We start from the raw sequence: 13,760 nt of genomic DNA on the forward strand, positions 1-13,760 counted from the left end.
TCACTTTCGCAAAACAAGACCTGTTTAATTTAGCAAACAATACCCTTTGGTTTCATCAAATTTCTCGATCCAGCACTTTTGGCAAGCGACGGTGTTTTTCTTTGGCTTCTTTAATGGCATCACTAAAAGCGGACGCCAGAATACCTGTTGGCACTGCTATCATACAGATACCTGTTACCGCAGTGATACCAGCCAGAATACGGCCAAGCAGGGTAATAGGGTACACATCGCCATAACCTACAGTAGTTAAAGTCGCGACAGCCCACCAGGTTGCGCGGGGAATAGAACCAAAAGCTTCGGGTTGAGTATCACCTTCCACCAGATAGAGACAAGTGGCGGCAAAAAGTAAAATAACCAGCCCAAAAATGGCGCTGACCAGCAGCTCATAAGTACGGCTGCGGATAGCGACTGTTATGCATTCCAGTGCGATGGAGAAGCGGCCAAGCCTTGCCAGCCTGACCACACGTATTAATAACACCAGACGTAAAATGACGCCGCCATTGCCAAGATAAAGCGAAAAAGCAACCAGAATCGCCAGTAAGTCGGCCATAGCAAAAAAAGAAAAAAAATGCTGCCAACGGGTTCTGACCGAATCATTTTCAACACAGGTCCAGAGTCTGGCCATATATTCCAGTAAAAACAGTGAACCTAAAGCCAGCTCAGTGTAACGAAACCAGTGTTCATGGCCTCGGCGGATATTAGGTTCGGTTTGGACAATAGCCAATAAAATACCCAGAATAATCACCAGAGCAATGGCTATATTCAGAGGCGACATACCGCGGCCTGAATACAATACAGGGTCTAACTGATGAGCCAGCCGGTAGCGTAAATGATGTAAAAAACTGCTTTCAGGCATCAGTCACAAAGTAGTAAAGGGTTTTAGTGATTGTCCGGGCTAGTGGCTGATTTAGCAAGACTAAAATCCTGTTAGTACTTGCGCTAAGGTGCCCAGACTATGTTGCGATAACGCCAGTTGCCGTTCCTGCTCAGTTAAAATACCGACAAAAGGAGTGCGGCGGCGTAACTTACGTAAGTAAGGGCTGTCTTCTGTGATGCCTGCACAAAACTCTTTTGGTTGAGAATAAAGCTCTAACACGGACTGCCAGTGCAGATAAGCTCCATAGCCAAGCTGGCCGTTATCGCGTCGTTCTTCCAGTTTGGTTTTGACCTGCTCCAATAAAGCAGGCTCCGCCAGTAATTTAGCCGCAATAGCCTGATGCAGTACCAGAATTTGCCGGTCGATATTTTCATCTTTGATGCCGGTTTTTTTCACCCTGTAGGGTTTGTCTCTGTTTTTGCTTTTAGGTGTCCACATGGTTTTTATTTGTTCTGATTAAAATTAGTGAAACTCTCTGGAATAGGATCTGAGTGATCCTAACAACGGCGTCAGATCGGTTAAACGCCCGGCGATAATATGAATAACACCCTCTTTTTTCTCCAGAATGCCATTTACTTTCAATAGTTTAGATTTTAGATACGGCTGGCGCTGCGCCGAAGCTGTAGCCGACCAGACCACTAAATTGCTAAAACCTGTGCCATCTTCCAGCGTAATAAAAGTCACGCCCGACGCTGTACCAGGGCTTTGTCGTGCTGTGACTAAACCTATTACAGTCACCACCGACTTATGGTTCAGTGCAGGAAGCTCTGCTGTCTGTGCAAATTTTCCCAGCAGCCCTTGTTGCTTTAATAACTGAACAGGATGAGTGCGTAAACTCAGGCCTGTGCTTTGATAATCTTCGACTACTTCAGAGAGCTCAGTGGGCATCGGCAACTGGTACTGAGTTTGATAAGGTTCCGCCGCCAGTAAAGGCAATTTATGTTGCTGATCCAGTAATTGCCAGCGCGCCTGATAACGTTGCCCCGATAGTTGCTGCAAGGCATTGGCACTGGCAAGGGCTGTTAAATCACTATCAGACAAACCCCTTTGTGCTACTTCAGCCAGTTGCTGATAACCTGCTGTGGGTCTGTGTTCCAGTAGCAGCTGTGCACCTTGTCGGCTTAAACCTTTCACCAAGCGAAGGCCTAAACGAATTGCAAAAGCCGATTTAGCTGAAGAAGAGGCAGGAACCATTAAATGGTCCCAATCGGATTGATTCACGCTCACCGGCAACACTTCGACATCATGCATTCGGGCATCCTGGATCAACTGGCTGGGCGCATAAAAGCCCATAGGCTGGCTATTGAGCAAAGCCACATAAAAAGCCACAGGGTAATAATGTTTTAAATAAGCTGAGACATAAGCCAATACGGCAAAACTGGCTGAGTGCGATTCAGGAAAACCATATTCACCAAAACCACAAATTTGCTGGTAAATACGTTCGGCAAATTCTTGCTGATAGCCTCTGCTTAACATGCCGTCTATGAGTTTTTGTTTAAACTGAATAAGCTCGCCGGTTTTTTTCCAGCTGGCCATAGCTCGGCGTAACTGATCGGCTTCACCGCCACTAAAACCTGCTGCTACCATCGCCAGTTTAATCACTTGCTCTTGAAAAATAGGCACACCTAAAGTACGTTCCAGCACGTTTTGCACTGCAGGGGAAGGGTAAGACACTGCTTCTTCGCCATGACGGCGTTTTAAATATGGATGCACCATATCGCCCTGAATAGGGCCGGGTCGTACTATGGCTATCTGGATTACTAAGTCGTAATAACATTGCGGGCGCAGCCGTGGCAGCATCGACATTTGAGCCCGTGATTCAATCTGAAATAAACCTATAGTGTCGGCTTTTTGAATCGCTTTATAAACTGCAGGGTCGTCACCTGCTCTGGTGATGGCCGCTATGCTTAAATCGGTATGCTGGTAACGCCTGACCAAATCAAACGCCTTACGAATGGCGCTGAGCATACCCAAAGCCAGCACATCTACTTTTAACAGCTTTAATGATTCCAGATCATCTTTATCCCACTGGATCACTGTGCGATCGGCCATGGCTGCATTTTCCACTGGCACCAATTCGTACAAAGGCCCCTGGGATATAACAAAACCTCCTACATGCTGAGATAAATGCCGTGGCATGCCCACCAATTGCTGCACCAGTTGTACCAACAGCTGAGCTTTTTTGGCTTGTGGATCCAGCCCCAACTGCGTCAACTGACTACTCCAGTGCTGGCTTTTATCGCGCCTGTGCAGATTTTTTAACAAAAATTCCACCTGATGCAGCTCAAAGCCCAAAGCTTTACTGATATCCCGAAAGGCGCTTTTAAAGCGATAACAAATCACTGTTGCGGCTAAAGCTGCGCGTTCACGGCCATATTTTTGGTAAATATACTGGATCACTTCTTCACGGCGTTCATGTTCAAAATCGACGTCTATATCAGGAGGTTCTGCCCGCTCTATTGAAATAAAGCGTTCAATTAATACCTGAATTTGGCGGGGATCCACAGCCGTAATAGCCAGGCAATAGCAAACCACAGAGTTAGCCGCTGAACCCCGGCCCTGATACAAAATCTGTTGTTTCTGCGCAAATACCACCAAATCGTGAATAGTTAAAAAATAGTAGGGGTAATTCAGTTGCTCTATTAAATCCAGCTCTTTGTTAATTGTTTGCTGGATATCGTCTGGTACGCCTTCAGGGAAACGTTGCTGTTCACCTTTTTTAACCAGTGCGCGTAAATGCTGTATGGCTGTCAAACCTTCAGGTACCAGTTCGGCCGGATACTGGTAACTCAGTTCATCCAATGAAAAGCTGCATAAATCGGCCAGTTTTTGGCTGTTATCCAAAAGCTCAGCCGGAAATAACTGCTGCAGTTTTTTGATAGGCCTTAAGCTTTGTTCGGCGTTGCTTAACAGTTGCCTCGCCATATCAGGCACAGCTTTGCCAGCTTTAATGGCGCTTAATGCATGTTGCAAAGGCAAGCGACTGGCCTGATGCATTAATACTTCACCTGTAGCGCAGCAGGGCAGTTGCAGCTGCTGCGCCAGTTGCTGGCAGTAGGGCAGATAAAACTGATCCTGGCTTTGTAATTTGCGGCTGGCGCCTAACCATAAACGTGCTGCATGATGTTGCTGTAGCCAGTTGCCCCAGTACTGATCGGTCTGATCATCGCCACTGGGCAGCCAGAGGATCTGGCAATGCTGAATACGCTGAATATCCCATTCGGCTAACTGGTAAGATCCTTTTTCAGCGCGGCGTCTGGCCTGGGTAATAATGCGGCATAACTCGCTGTAGGCGGTTTTGTTCGTGCAGAGTAATACCAACCGTAACTGTGGGTTCAGTACCAGCAAAGAGCCAATGATCAGTTTCAGCGGCAACTGTTTTTCTTTGATCTGATGGTGAGCGCGTACTACGCCTGCCAGCGAGCATTCATCAGTGATAGCCAAAGCTGTGTAGCTTAAAACTGCGGCCTGTTGCACTAATTCAGCCGGACTGGAAGCGCCTTGTAAAAATGAAAAATGGCTCTGACAGACTAATTCGGCATAGCCAGTAGTTTTAATGGCGACAGGGCTTTTCATCAGCTGAAGTACCCCTGCAGATACAATTGCTCCGGCTGCTGTAAGTCACGAAACAACCACAACCACTGGCCTTGTGCATTCTGAGCCACATAATAATCGCGGTGTTGGCTCTGTTGTTGCCACCAGCCACTGCTTAAGCGTTCAGGGCCATAGTGTAGCTGCAACTGCTGTTGCTGCTCTGCATCAAGCGCCAAAGGCGGCTCCACTAAAAATGCCGGTCGCACCGCAGCTAAAGCACCGGCAATAACAGCTTGTGGCTCTAAAGCTGAAGCATAGCTACTGGCCTGCTCTGGCAATAAATCATTGTGTAAACAAGGGCTTTTTACCTGTTCTTTACCCAAACGGGCCTGTAGTAATGACAAGAGCTGCAAGGCTGAGTACAGCTGTTCTTTACCGGCGCCCAAATTGCCAGCAAACAGGGTTTTGTACTGAGCGTAACGCGGCCCGGCGCGGCGAAGGCTGAGTTTCAGCTGTATCACGGCGTTGTTCAGCTTTAAGCGTTCCAGCTGCAATTCGCTGATTTTTAGCCAGTCTTTGCTTTGGTATTCGCCCTGAGCTGAATGCAGTTGCAGCTGTTGTTGCTGATCCTGGCGCTGTAATAAACTAAGTTCTAACTGATAGGCCAGTTGATCCCGTTGTTGTAAATACAGCTGCAATAAGCCAAACAAGTGCTTAAGCGGCCCCAGTAACTGGTCGCTGCGCTCCATTTCGTACAGCAGTTCCAGTTGTTGTTCAAACTGCTCAACTGGCTGAATAAACTGCAGCAAACCGGGTTTGGCTCCTGTCAGTTGCTGCAAATACTGCAGCATTTCAACGCCAAAACGCCGCACCAGTTCAGCCTGTGGGATCTTTAACAGATCATCAAGCTGTGTAAGCCCTAGCCGCTGTAATTGTTCCAGTAGTTTTTCTGGTAATTGAGCCTGGTGCAGTGGCAGCGCTTTGAGTTGCTGCTGAATTTTATCCTTTTGCAGTAAAAACTGATCCCAGCCTTGCATCGCCAATAAACGCGCCACTAAAGGCTGCTGTGCTGTAGCAAAATGATACTGATAACCGGCTTGTTGCAACACTTGTTGTATCTGTTGCCAGAACTGCAGAGCCCCCCCATACAAAGCCAGCATAGGGCTGAGTTTTAGTACTAAACCCGAATCCGCTTGCAGCGCTATATCACCGCAGTATTGATACAACAGCTGGGCTAATTGCTGCAGCTGCTGTTGTTCTTGCTCAGCCTGATGCGGCAGAAGTTGCAGTTGATGACATAAAGAGGCGGCTGAAGCTAATCCCATGCCCAAAGTTAAACCAGCCTGGCGCGCAGCTGAGTTGAATTGCAGCAACTGATGGTCAGCGCCTACTATCGCCAGAGGTGCAGTTAAATTGAGGTTGTTATTACTTTTATTCTGGCCTGACAAGGCTGTAGTTGTGTTTTGCAGCAATAACAACTTATCCAGCTGCAACTGCGGGAAATATAAATACAACCAAAACTCCATCCGCTCAGACATAGCAAATAGCCTCAGCTGACTCGTGATAAAGGCGGACGGCCATGCTGTTCGTGCTGTAGCTCCGGCTTTATAAACTGCGGATACAACTCTGCCCATGGCAGCACTAATTCTTGTTGTTGCCAGCCGCCTTTACGTTTCAGAATGCGGATCTGCAACCCAGTTGTAGCTGGAGTGAGTTGTAAACTTAAAGCCCAGGGCAGCAGTTGTTGTTCCGCCTGTGCCGGGCGGAAAAAATACAACTGGCTTTGGCCTTGCTCTGCGGCTAATTGCAAACGTTTGAGCTGAGTTAAATTCAGGCTGTTTTGCCACAGCAATACATCCATACAACTGCCACTTTTTAAGCACAGTTCAGCGGCCCAAAGGGCATCCGCAGAGCGAGGGGCATTCAGTTGTAACACCTGATGCAAAGGCCGTTTTTGCTGCAACAAATACTCAGCACAAAGGCTGGCAGGTGGATTGATCCAGATTTGCAGCAGCTCAGATCCGGATCCTGCCAATGCTTTTTGGATCAATTGCAGTTCAGCACAAGCGCCATGGCTTTGTAATTCAACGACATTATGCTGTGGCCAGCCGCCGCCCAGAAGCTTATCCAAAGCGGTAAAGCCTGTGCTTTGACAATGTTCATAAGGGGCTTGGGTTTGACTGGCCTGCCAGATCAGTTGTCTGTTCTGTAGCTGTTGCAGCAGAGCATTCATGATTTTTATCTCAAAATACTGTATATAAAAACAGTATAAAAGATCTGTTTTGGATCGCAAGGACAAAGTCAGAGTTTTTGTATTCAGCTGTATCTGATGGCTAAGGAGGTAATAATTATGTTAATGTGCGCGGCTTTTCCGCCTCCTGTTTATCTGATCTGCTTTGCCCTCTGGCGGCTGATTTGACTTATGGTACTGATATGACTGAAACCAATAGCTTTACTGCAAAAACCTGGATCCTGATCCTGAGTTTAGTGCTGATTGCCCTGACTTTGCGGCCCTCAATGGCCTCTATCGGGCCTTTATTGCCCTTCATGCAACCTGAATTACATCTGTCTTTTACTCAGGCTTCGTTACTGACGATGTTGCCTGTATTGGCTATGGGTCTTGGCATCTTTTTTGCGCATCAACTGGCGTTATGGTTTGGCTCTTATCAGGTTGTGTTCTGGGCGTCCATCGCTATAGCAGCAGCGACAGCGCAGCGTTATTGGGCTGTGGGCGCTTTGGATCTCACCTTAAGTGCCATAGTGGCTGGTTTAGGTATTGCCATGGTGCAAGCCGTGGTACCTGGGGTGATTAAACAAAAATTTGGCACTAAAGCACCTTTAGTCATGGGCTGGTATATATCCGCCATTATTGCCGGAGCTGCTTTAACTGCATCCCTGGCGGCTTTTTGGGCCGACTGGGCTCAAAGCTGGCGTGTGGCTTTATCCGGCTGGGTAGTTTTATCTGTGTTGGCTTTGGTGTTGTGGTTTTCACAAAAAAACGCCATTCAGAACCTGCCTGTAGCTCAGTCGCAACAAAAACCACTGAGCTTTAGTAAACATGGCCGCTCCTGGACTTTGGCACTATTTTTTGGCCTGGTGACTTGTGCCTTTACCTGTGTGTTGGCCTGGTTGCCAGCTTATTATGTAGAGCAAGGCTGGAGTGAACAAAAAAGTGGTTTGCTGCTGGGCTTGTTGCTTTGTATGGAGGTGGTATCAGGTTTTGTCAGCCCCTGGCTGGCAAGTCGTAAGCTGGATCGTCGTCCTGTGATGCTGGTTTTATTAGTGTTGATGGCCACAGGTTTTGCTGGTTTAGTGGTGGCACCGCAGCTGGGTTTAATCTGGGCTTCGTTATTAGGTTTAGGTATTGGTGGCTTATTTCCATTGTCTTTGATTGTGTCTATGGACCATCAGCATCAGCCTGCTGCTGCAGCCAGTCTGACCGCTTTTGTCCAGGGTATAGGTTATACGCTGGCGGCTTTTTCGCCTTTGATTGCTGGTTTTATCCGGGATTTCAGCCAAAGCTTCAGTATCAGTTGGTTATTGTTAGCTGCTATAGCAGTGCTGCTGATGGTGATGGCTACACGTTTTAATCCTGTATTTTATGAAAGTCGTTTTGAATGATTTTTGTGTTGGCAGTTTTTGCTGAATTTCAGATCAATACTGCAGTTTAAATAACAATTCGGCCAAATCGGGTTGCCACCAGAAGTCTTTGGCTACCCGGCCATTTCGAACTATCACACCTTCAGAGAGCAGCAATTGTTGCTGCTCCAACGCTTGGGGTGTACCTGCAGCAAAAGCCAGCTGGCCACCGGAGCGCATCACTCTGTACCAGGGCAGTTGCAGTTCATCCGGTGCTAACCCCAGGGTTTTACCCACCAAACGGGCACGGCCAGGCAAACCTGCTAAATCAGCTATCTGACCATAACTGGCAATTTTTCCGGCTGGAATTTGTAACACCGTTTGCCAGATCTTTTGTTGTTTAGATGGAGATTGTTGTTGCATCACATCACCAGGTTGAAACGCCGGCTGGCTGATAATTATCGGACAATGCTACAATGCCGCCGCCTTTTTTGCCGGAGTTTTTCATGTTTATCACTATTGACGGAATTCGGCTGCGTATTCCAACCGAAGAGCCTGTAGCGCCAGAAAGCAGCGACTGTTGTGGCAGTGGCAGCTGTTGTCCTTGTGTCTGGGATTATTACCGAGCTCAGCAAAAAGCCTGGGTGGGGCAACAGGAGCAAGAGTCTGATCAGTAACTCTTACTCCTTAAATCGTCGCTTAATAGGCTTTGTTCACTACAGTCCGGCCTATAGGCGCCAGGCTTAAAGTGGCCAGTTTTAAGTGGGCTAAGCCAAAGGGAATACCTATGATGGTAATAAAACAGGCCACGGCATGAAACAAATGGCCCAAGGCCAGCCAGAAACCTGCAAATACAAACCAAATCACATTACCGATAAAACCCAGCGGGCCAGTACCAATATCAGAAATTCGGTTTAAACGCTCACGGTTGACGTGCTCGTTGCCAAAAGGCCAAAACGCCATTTCACCTATGACAAAACAGGCGCGGCCAAAAGGAATAAATACAATACTTACAAAACAGAGTAAGCCAATAAACCACCAGGCCAGCCCCATTAAAAAGCCACCCATCACAAACCATAAAATATTAAATATCAGCCTTAATACACTCATCATAGCTCTCCTTTTTTAGCTTCTGCCAAAAAGGTTACAAGATTAAGGCCAGTTTTAATTTTTTATAAATCAAATAGATAGAAAATATTGATGAAGGCCGAACTGTGAAAAATACCACTTAATAGTGAATTTCACCTCCGATTTGGTTACTGATCAGCAGTGTTTCATAGTCGCTGAACTACAGCAGATGTTCAACTGGCGTCCGTTTACAGCTTGAGGTTTTAAGCTGTCGACAGTTTAGGGCGTGTTGACGTTTCAGGGTTATTTTTGCAGCAGTCTGGCCGGTTTTTATGCAAGGCAGCGCGAGTGCAGTGTAGTTATTCTACATAAACGAGTGCTAACGCAGCAGAAAAGCCGGCCAGGCGCTGCCCTTCGGGTTCGTCTGGCGGCGCCTTGCTCCTTGTCACTCGTCACTCGTCACTCATTTAGAATAACTAAACTTCGCTCCTCGTTTCGCGATCAAAGCGTCGCCAGAACGAACAAATTTAATCTCGAAAGGTCAACACGCCCTAGTTAAATGACGCTTAAATCCTGAGTATTGCCTTAACAAGGTTGCGCCGGAGCTTTTAACATGGATAATTTGCCCTGTGCTTTCAAAGGCTAAAACTACAACTAAAAAATACCAAGGAATTGTATGAAATCTGTATACCTGCTTAGCACTGTGGCGCTTAGCCTCAGCTTTGCCACTCTAGCCGACGAAGGGCAGTGGCAGCCGTATCAACTGGCTGAATTACAAAAAGAACTGACAGCTAAAGGCATTGATATTCCGGGCAAACAACTGGCTGATTTAAGCCAGTACCCAATGAATGCGATTGTAAGTATGGGGTATTGCTCTGCTTCTTTTGTATCGCCTAAAGGCCTGGTGGTCACCAACCATCACTGTGCTTACAACGCCATTCAGAACAACTCCACCAAAGACAATAACCTGATTGATAAAGGTTTTTTAGCCAAAACTATGGCTGAAGAATTACCGGCAGGGCCGCAGGAACGCTTGTATATCACTGAAGCTGTCACTGATGTAACAGCACAAATTACCGGTTCACTGGCGGCTGATTTATCAGGAAAAGAGCGTTATGAGGCGATAGAAGCGAACCGTAAAGCACTAATTAAAGACTGCGAAATTGACCCGAATTACCGCTGCTCTGTGGTGAGTTTCCATCATGGTATGGAATATTTCCAGATCAAACAGCTGATGTTACAGGACGTGCGTTTAGTCTATGCACCGTCAGAGGCGGTCGGAAACTACGGTGGTGATATCGACAACTTTGAGTACCCACGTCATACAGGCGATTACACCTTTATCCGTGGTTATGTCGGCAAAGACGGTAAACCAGCGCCTTATTCAGTGGATAACGTACCGTACCAAAGCAAAAACTTTTTAAAAGTGAATGCCAATGGTGTACGGCAGGGCGACGGTATTTTATTAGCAGGATACCCTGGCCAAACCAGCCGTTATCGTTTAGCCGATGAAATCTCTTTTGCAGCCGACTGGCAATATCCGGCCCAGGTGAAAACCTATCAGCAAATGATCAACACCATAGACAGCTTAGGCGCTGCAGATGCTGATTTAAAAGTGAAATACTCCTCTACCGTAAAAAGTCACAATAACCGTATGAAAAAACTGCAGGGCTTATTGGACGGTTTTAAAGTAACTGATATTCAGGCTATTAAAGTGCAACGTGAGCAGGCACTGCTGGACTGGATTAAAGCCGATGAAAGCCGCAAACCCTACCAGCAAAGTATGGATGCATTAAAACAACTGATTAAAACCGAGCAGGCTTTTACTCAGCAAACTTATTACTTTGAAGCAGCCAAACGCAGCGATTTATTGCAAGCCGCTATTTTGTTGTATCGCTTAGCGCAGGAAAACCAAAAAACTGACGCGATGCGCGAAATGGGTTTTCAGCACCGTGATTTAAAAATGATTGAAGGCCGCTTAGCCCGGATGGAAAAAAGCTTTCACCCTACTATGGACTTAGCCCTTTGGTCAGAACAGTTGGCCGATTATATGGCGCAGCCAGACTCTGTACGTGTAGCAGAATTGGATGCCGCTTTAGGCTTAACAGCAGGCATGACCCAAGCTCAAATTGCCGAAAAGTTAACGGCACTTTATCCACAAAGCAGCCTGACAAGCACTGAAGGCCGTAAAGCCTGGCTGGGTAAAACGCCAGCTGATTTTGCCGAAAGCTCAGACCCTTTTATTCGTATCGCCGTAGCAATTTCTGACAAAAATATGGCCTTAGAAACACAAGATAAAGAGTTAAAAGGCCAGCTATCCACAGTGCGCCCGGCTTATATGCAGGCCATTATTGCCTACAACAAAGCGCAGGGAAAACCAGTGTACCCGGATGCTAATAGCACCTTGCGTATCACTTACGGTTCAGTGGACGGTTATCCGGCCAAAGACGGCGTGTATAAAACGCCATTTACCTCAGTGAAAGGCTTAATTGCCAAACGCCAGGCAGACTACCCTTTTAACGCCCCACAAAACCTGGTGGATGCCTATCAGGCTGGCAAAACGGAAGGCTATTTTTATGCCGACTTAGCAGCCCAAACCAAAGCACCCTGGTTCTGCGGTATTTTCAGTTGCCCAAAAAGCGAAGTAAAAACCTTTAACTCGGTGCCGGTAAACTTCTTATCCAGCGCCGACACCACAGGCGGCAACTCAGGCTCAGCTGTGATGAACGGCAAAGGCGAACTGGTTGGTTTAAACTTCGACTCGACTTATGAGTCGATCACCAAAGACTGGTATTTCAACCCGGAAATCACCCGCGCCATTCATGTCGATATCCGCTATGTATTGTGGATGATGCACTATGTTGATAATGCAGATAATTTATTAGCGGAGATGGAAATAGTAAGGTAAACGGTAAGGGCGGGTCTTGCACCCGCCCGTCTATGGATACCGCGGTAGCCGTTGACGGGTCGGGACAAGCCACGCTCCCTGCAACCCTCCCGCTTATGATTCAAGCTGAAACCATCCAAACCTTCACCCATTCAGCAATAAAGACAACGGGCTTTTCACCGCATTACCACCCCGGTTTAATACATGGGTATAAATTTGAGTGGTTTTCACATCGCTGTGACCGAGTTGCTCCTGCACGGTGCGAATATCGACACCGGCTTCTAATAAATGGGTGGCACAAATTCATCGGGAATGAATTTGAACAGCCGCAGGCTGGCCCGCAGGGGAAACTACATGGATGTAGTTTCTAAAGGAATGGCGTAATGTGTGGCACGTTACATTCTTTGATATTTTCGCCAATCGCGCTGCTACTTTTATCGCCCGTCTGACGGTAGTTTCATCCAGATGATGCCGATGTATTAACTTGGACTCGGGATCAAGGCTAAGCAGGCTCGACGGAAATAAATAATGCCAGCCAATCTCTTTTGGCGCAGCCAGATATTTTCTGGCCAAAGCAAAAGGCAACCAAACTCCTGCATAAGAAGGGTTATGCAGATCGGTCTGAAAATACTGCTTTACATGTTCTATCTGCAGTTTCAGGGCAGGAATCAGTTCAGGCGCTAAGGTAACTCTGCGGTTTTTATTACCTTTACCCTGCCACACCAGCACTGACAAATAATCAAAATCAATGTCTTGAACTCGTAACCTGACAGCTTCCATTAAGCGCAAACCACTACCGTACATCATTTGAGCCAATAGTTTGTATTTCGGTTCAATCAAAGCTAACAACTGCTGAACCTCAACACGAGTGAGCACTACAGGTAATTTTTTTGCAACACGGGCTTTATTAAAATTAAGGTTTAGCGACAGTGGTCGCAAGATAATATACCTATACAAAAAGCTCAGTGCATTTAAAGCAGTTGCCTGAGTTTTGATGGCCACAGTGCGTTGATTGGAAAGGTAAGATAAAAACTGCTCCACATCGGCATCCGACAGCTGGTTAGGGTGGCGTTTGTTATGGAATAAAATATAGAACCTGATCCAATACAAATATGTCTCGACGGTACGTTTGGCATAACGACGCGACACCATAAATTCCCTTACGTAATCCAAAAAGGGCGAGGCCATTTTTCGCTCCTGAATAACTGTTTAAATAAACAGTGGTTCGGCTTGGGTAAAAAATCTACTAACTAGCGTACTGCTTGTATAGATTTTGTCGGTCATAAATTTAGTGATTGCAGAAAAAGTTGTTGAAATAGAGGTACATCAGAGTTAGTTTTGTATGAGTAAAAATCATGAAAGAAGGCAGAAAAATGTTCAACTTGCGGGCAAAGAACCTTCTATTAAATTGTTAGCTGTTGGTATGAGTATGGATTGCATCAACCAAATTAAAGAAAAACTTGAGAAATATCCCGATCTAAAATGGGAGCTGGACGGCTCAACTATATCAGTATCACCAGAGAATGGGTTCACAGTTTGGCTTGCGGAATCAGAGCAAGGTTGTACTGTAGGTTACAACGGTTGGCACGAAGAGTTTTCAGATAAAAATGAAGCGTTAAATTGTTTTGCTTTAGGCCTCAGTGAAAAGTGTCGATTAAAAGTCTTTATTAAAGGCAAGACAGAATATAAATGGGTCATGGAAGCATTTGAAGACGGTAACTGAGTATGTAAAATTTTCTGTGTAAGTGGCTGTTTATCATAGTGATACACGATCACCGTACATGATGATGAACTGATTCATCGCCGGTTTCCAGT

At 46.4% G+C, this 13,760-nt stretch carries 11 protein-coding genes and 1 pseudogene; 4 read left to right on the forward strand and 8 right to left on the reverse strand.

Annotated elements, in window-relative coordinates; all coding sequences use genetic code 11:
- Window positions 1-55 precede the first annotated feature (55 nt).
- From J2W69_RS19025 to imuA, 5 genes are read right to left on the reverse strand one after another with little or no spacing between them, the layout of a single operon-like run.
- Window positions 56-856, reverse strand: a complete 801-nt coding sequence (locus J2W69_RS19025) for an ion transporter (protein WP_310281470.1) — start codon at window positions 854-856, stop codon at window positions 56-58.
- Between the two features lie 60 nt (window positions 857-916).
- Window positions 917-1,315 (reverse strand): hypothetical protein, encoded by a 399-nt coding sequence (locus J2W69_RS19030; RefSeq protein ID WP_310281472.1) that lies wholly within the window; start codon window positions 1,313-1,315, stop codon window positions 917-919.
- 24 nt (window positions 1,316-1,339) lie between these two features.
- Complete coding sequence (locus J2W69_RS19035) at window positions 1,340-4,453, reverse strand: error-prone DNA polymerase (RefSeq protein ID WP_310281475.1); 3,114 nt, start codon at window positions 4,451-4,453, stop codon at window positions 1,340-1,342.
- Window positions 4,453-5,949 carry a Y-family DNA polymerase gene (locus J2W69_RS19040; RefSeq protein WP_310281477.1) on the reverse strand — a complete coding sequence of 499 codons (1,497 nt, stop codon included), beginning with the start codon at window positions 5,947-5,949 and terminating at the stop codon, window positions 4,453-4,455. Before J2W69_RS19040 ends, J2W69_RS19035 begins: the two co-directional genes overlap by 1 nt.
- 11 nt (window positions 5,950-5,960) lie before the next feature.
- Entirely contained in the window at window positions 5,961-6,644 is a 684-nt protein-coding gene (gene imuA / locus J2W69_RS19045) for a translesion DNA synthesis-associated protein ImuA (protein WP_310281479.1), read from the reverse strand.
- 200 nt (window positions 6,645-6,844) lie between these two features.
- On the opposite strand from imuA, the gene J2W69_RS19050 reads away from it, so the two are divergent.
- Entirely contained in the window at window positions 6,845-8,032 is a 1,188-nt protein-coding gene (locus J2W69_RS19050) for an MFS transporter (protein WP_310281482.1), read from the forward strand.
- A gap of 33 nt (window positions 8,033-8,065) precedes the next feature.
- On the opposite strand, the gene J2W69_RS19055 is transcribed toward J2W69_RS19050, so the two are convergent.
- Window positions 8,066-8,413 (reverse strand): MGMT family protein, encoded by a 348-nt coding sequence (locus J2W69_RS19055; RefSeq protein WP_310281484.1) that lies wholly within the window; start codon window positions 8,411-8,413, stop codon window positions 8,066-8,068.
- Window positions 8,414-8,496: 83 nt separating this feature from the next.
- Between J2W69_RS19055 and J2W69_RS19060 the strand changes: the two genes are divergently transcribed.
- Window positions 8,497-8,667: an oxidoreductase-like domain-containing protein gene (locus tag J2W69_RS19060; protein WP_310281486.1), complete on the forward strand. Its 171-nt coding sequence runs from the start codon at window positions 8,497-8,499 to the stop codon at window positions 8,665-8,667.
- Between the two features lie 22 nt (window positions 8,668-8,689).
- On the opposite strand, the gene J2W69_RS19065 is transcribed toward J2W69_RS19060, so the two are convergent.
- The gene (locus J2W69_RS19065; RefSeq protein ID WP_310281488.1) at window positions 8,690-9,103 is read right to left on the reverse strand and encodes a YccF domain-containing protein; all 414 of its coding nucleotides are present in this window, start codon (window positions 9,101-9,103) and stop codon (window positions 8,690-8,692) included.
- 631 nt (window positions 9,104-9,734) lie between these two features.
- Here J2W69_RS19065 and J2W69_RS19070 point away from each other — a divergent pair.
- Complete coding sequence (locus tag J2W69_RS19070; RefSeq protein WP_310281490.1) at window positions 9,735-11,966, forward strand: S46 family peptidase; 2,232 nt, start codon at window positions 9,735-9,737, stop codon at window positions 11,964-11,966.
- A gap of 123 nt (window positions 11,967-12,089) precedes the next feature.
- Here the strand turns inward: J2W69_RS19070 and J2W69_RS19080 are convergent.
- Window positions 12,090-13,133 (reverse strand): annotated as a pseudogene (locus J2W69_RS19080) (integron integrase).
- Between the two features lie 154 nt (window positions 13,134-13,287).
- On the opposite strand from J2W69_RS19080, the gene J2W69_RS19085 reads away from it, so the two are divergent.
- Entirely contained in the window at window positions 13,288-13,668 is a 381-nt protein-coding gene (locus J2W69_RS19085) for a hypothetical protein (RefSeq protein ID WP_310281494.1), read from the forward strand.
- Window positions 13,669-13,760 lie beyond the last annotated feature (92 nt).

This window comes from Rheinheimera soli, from assembly GCF_031457405.1.
GTDB lineage: Bacteria > Pseudomonadota > Gammaproteobacteria > Enterobacterales > Alteromonadaceae > Pararheinheimera > Pararheinheimera soli_A.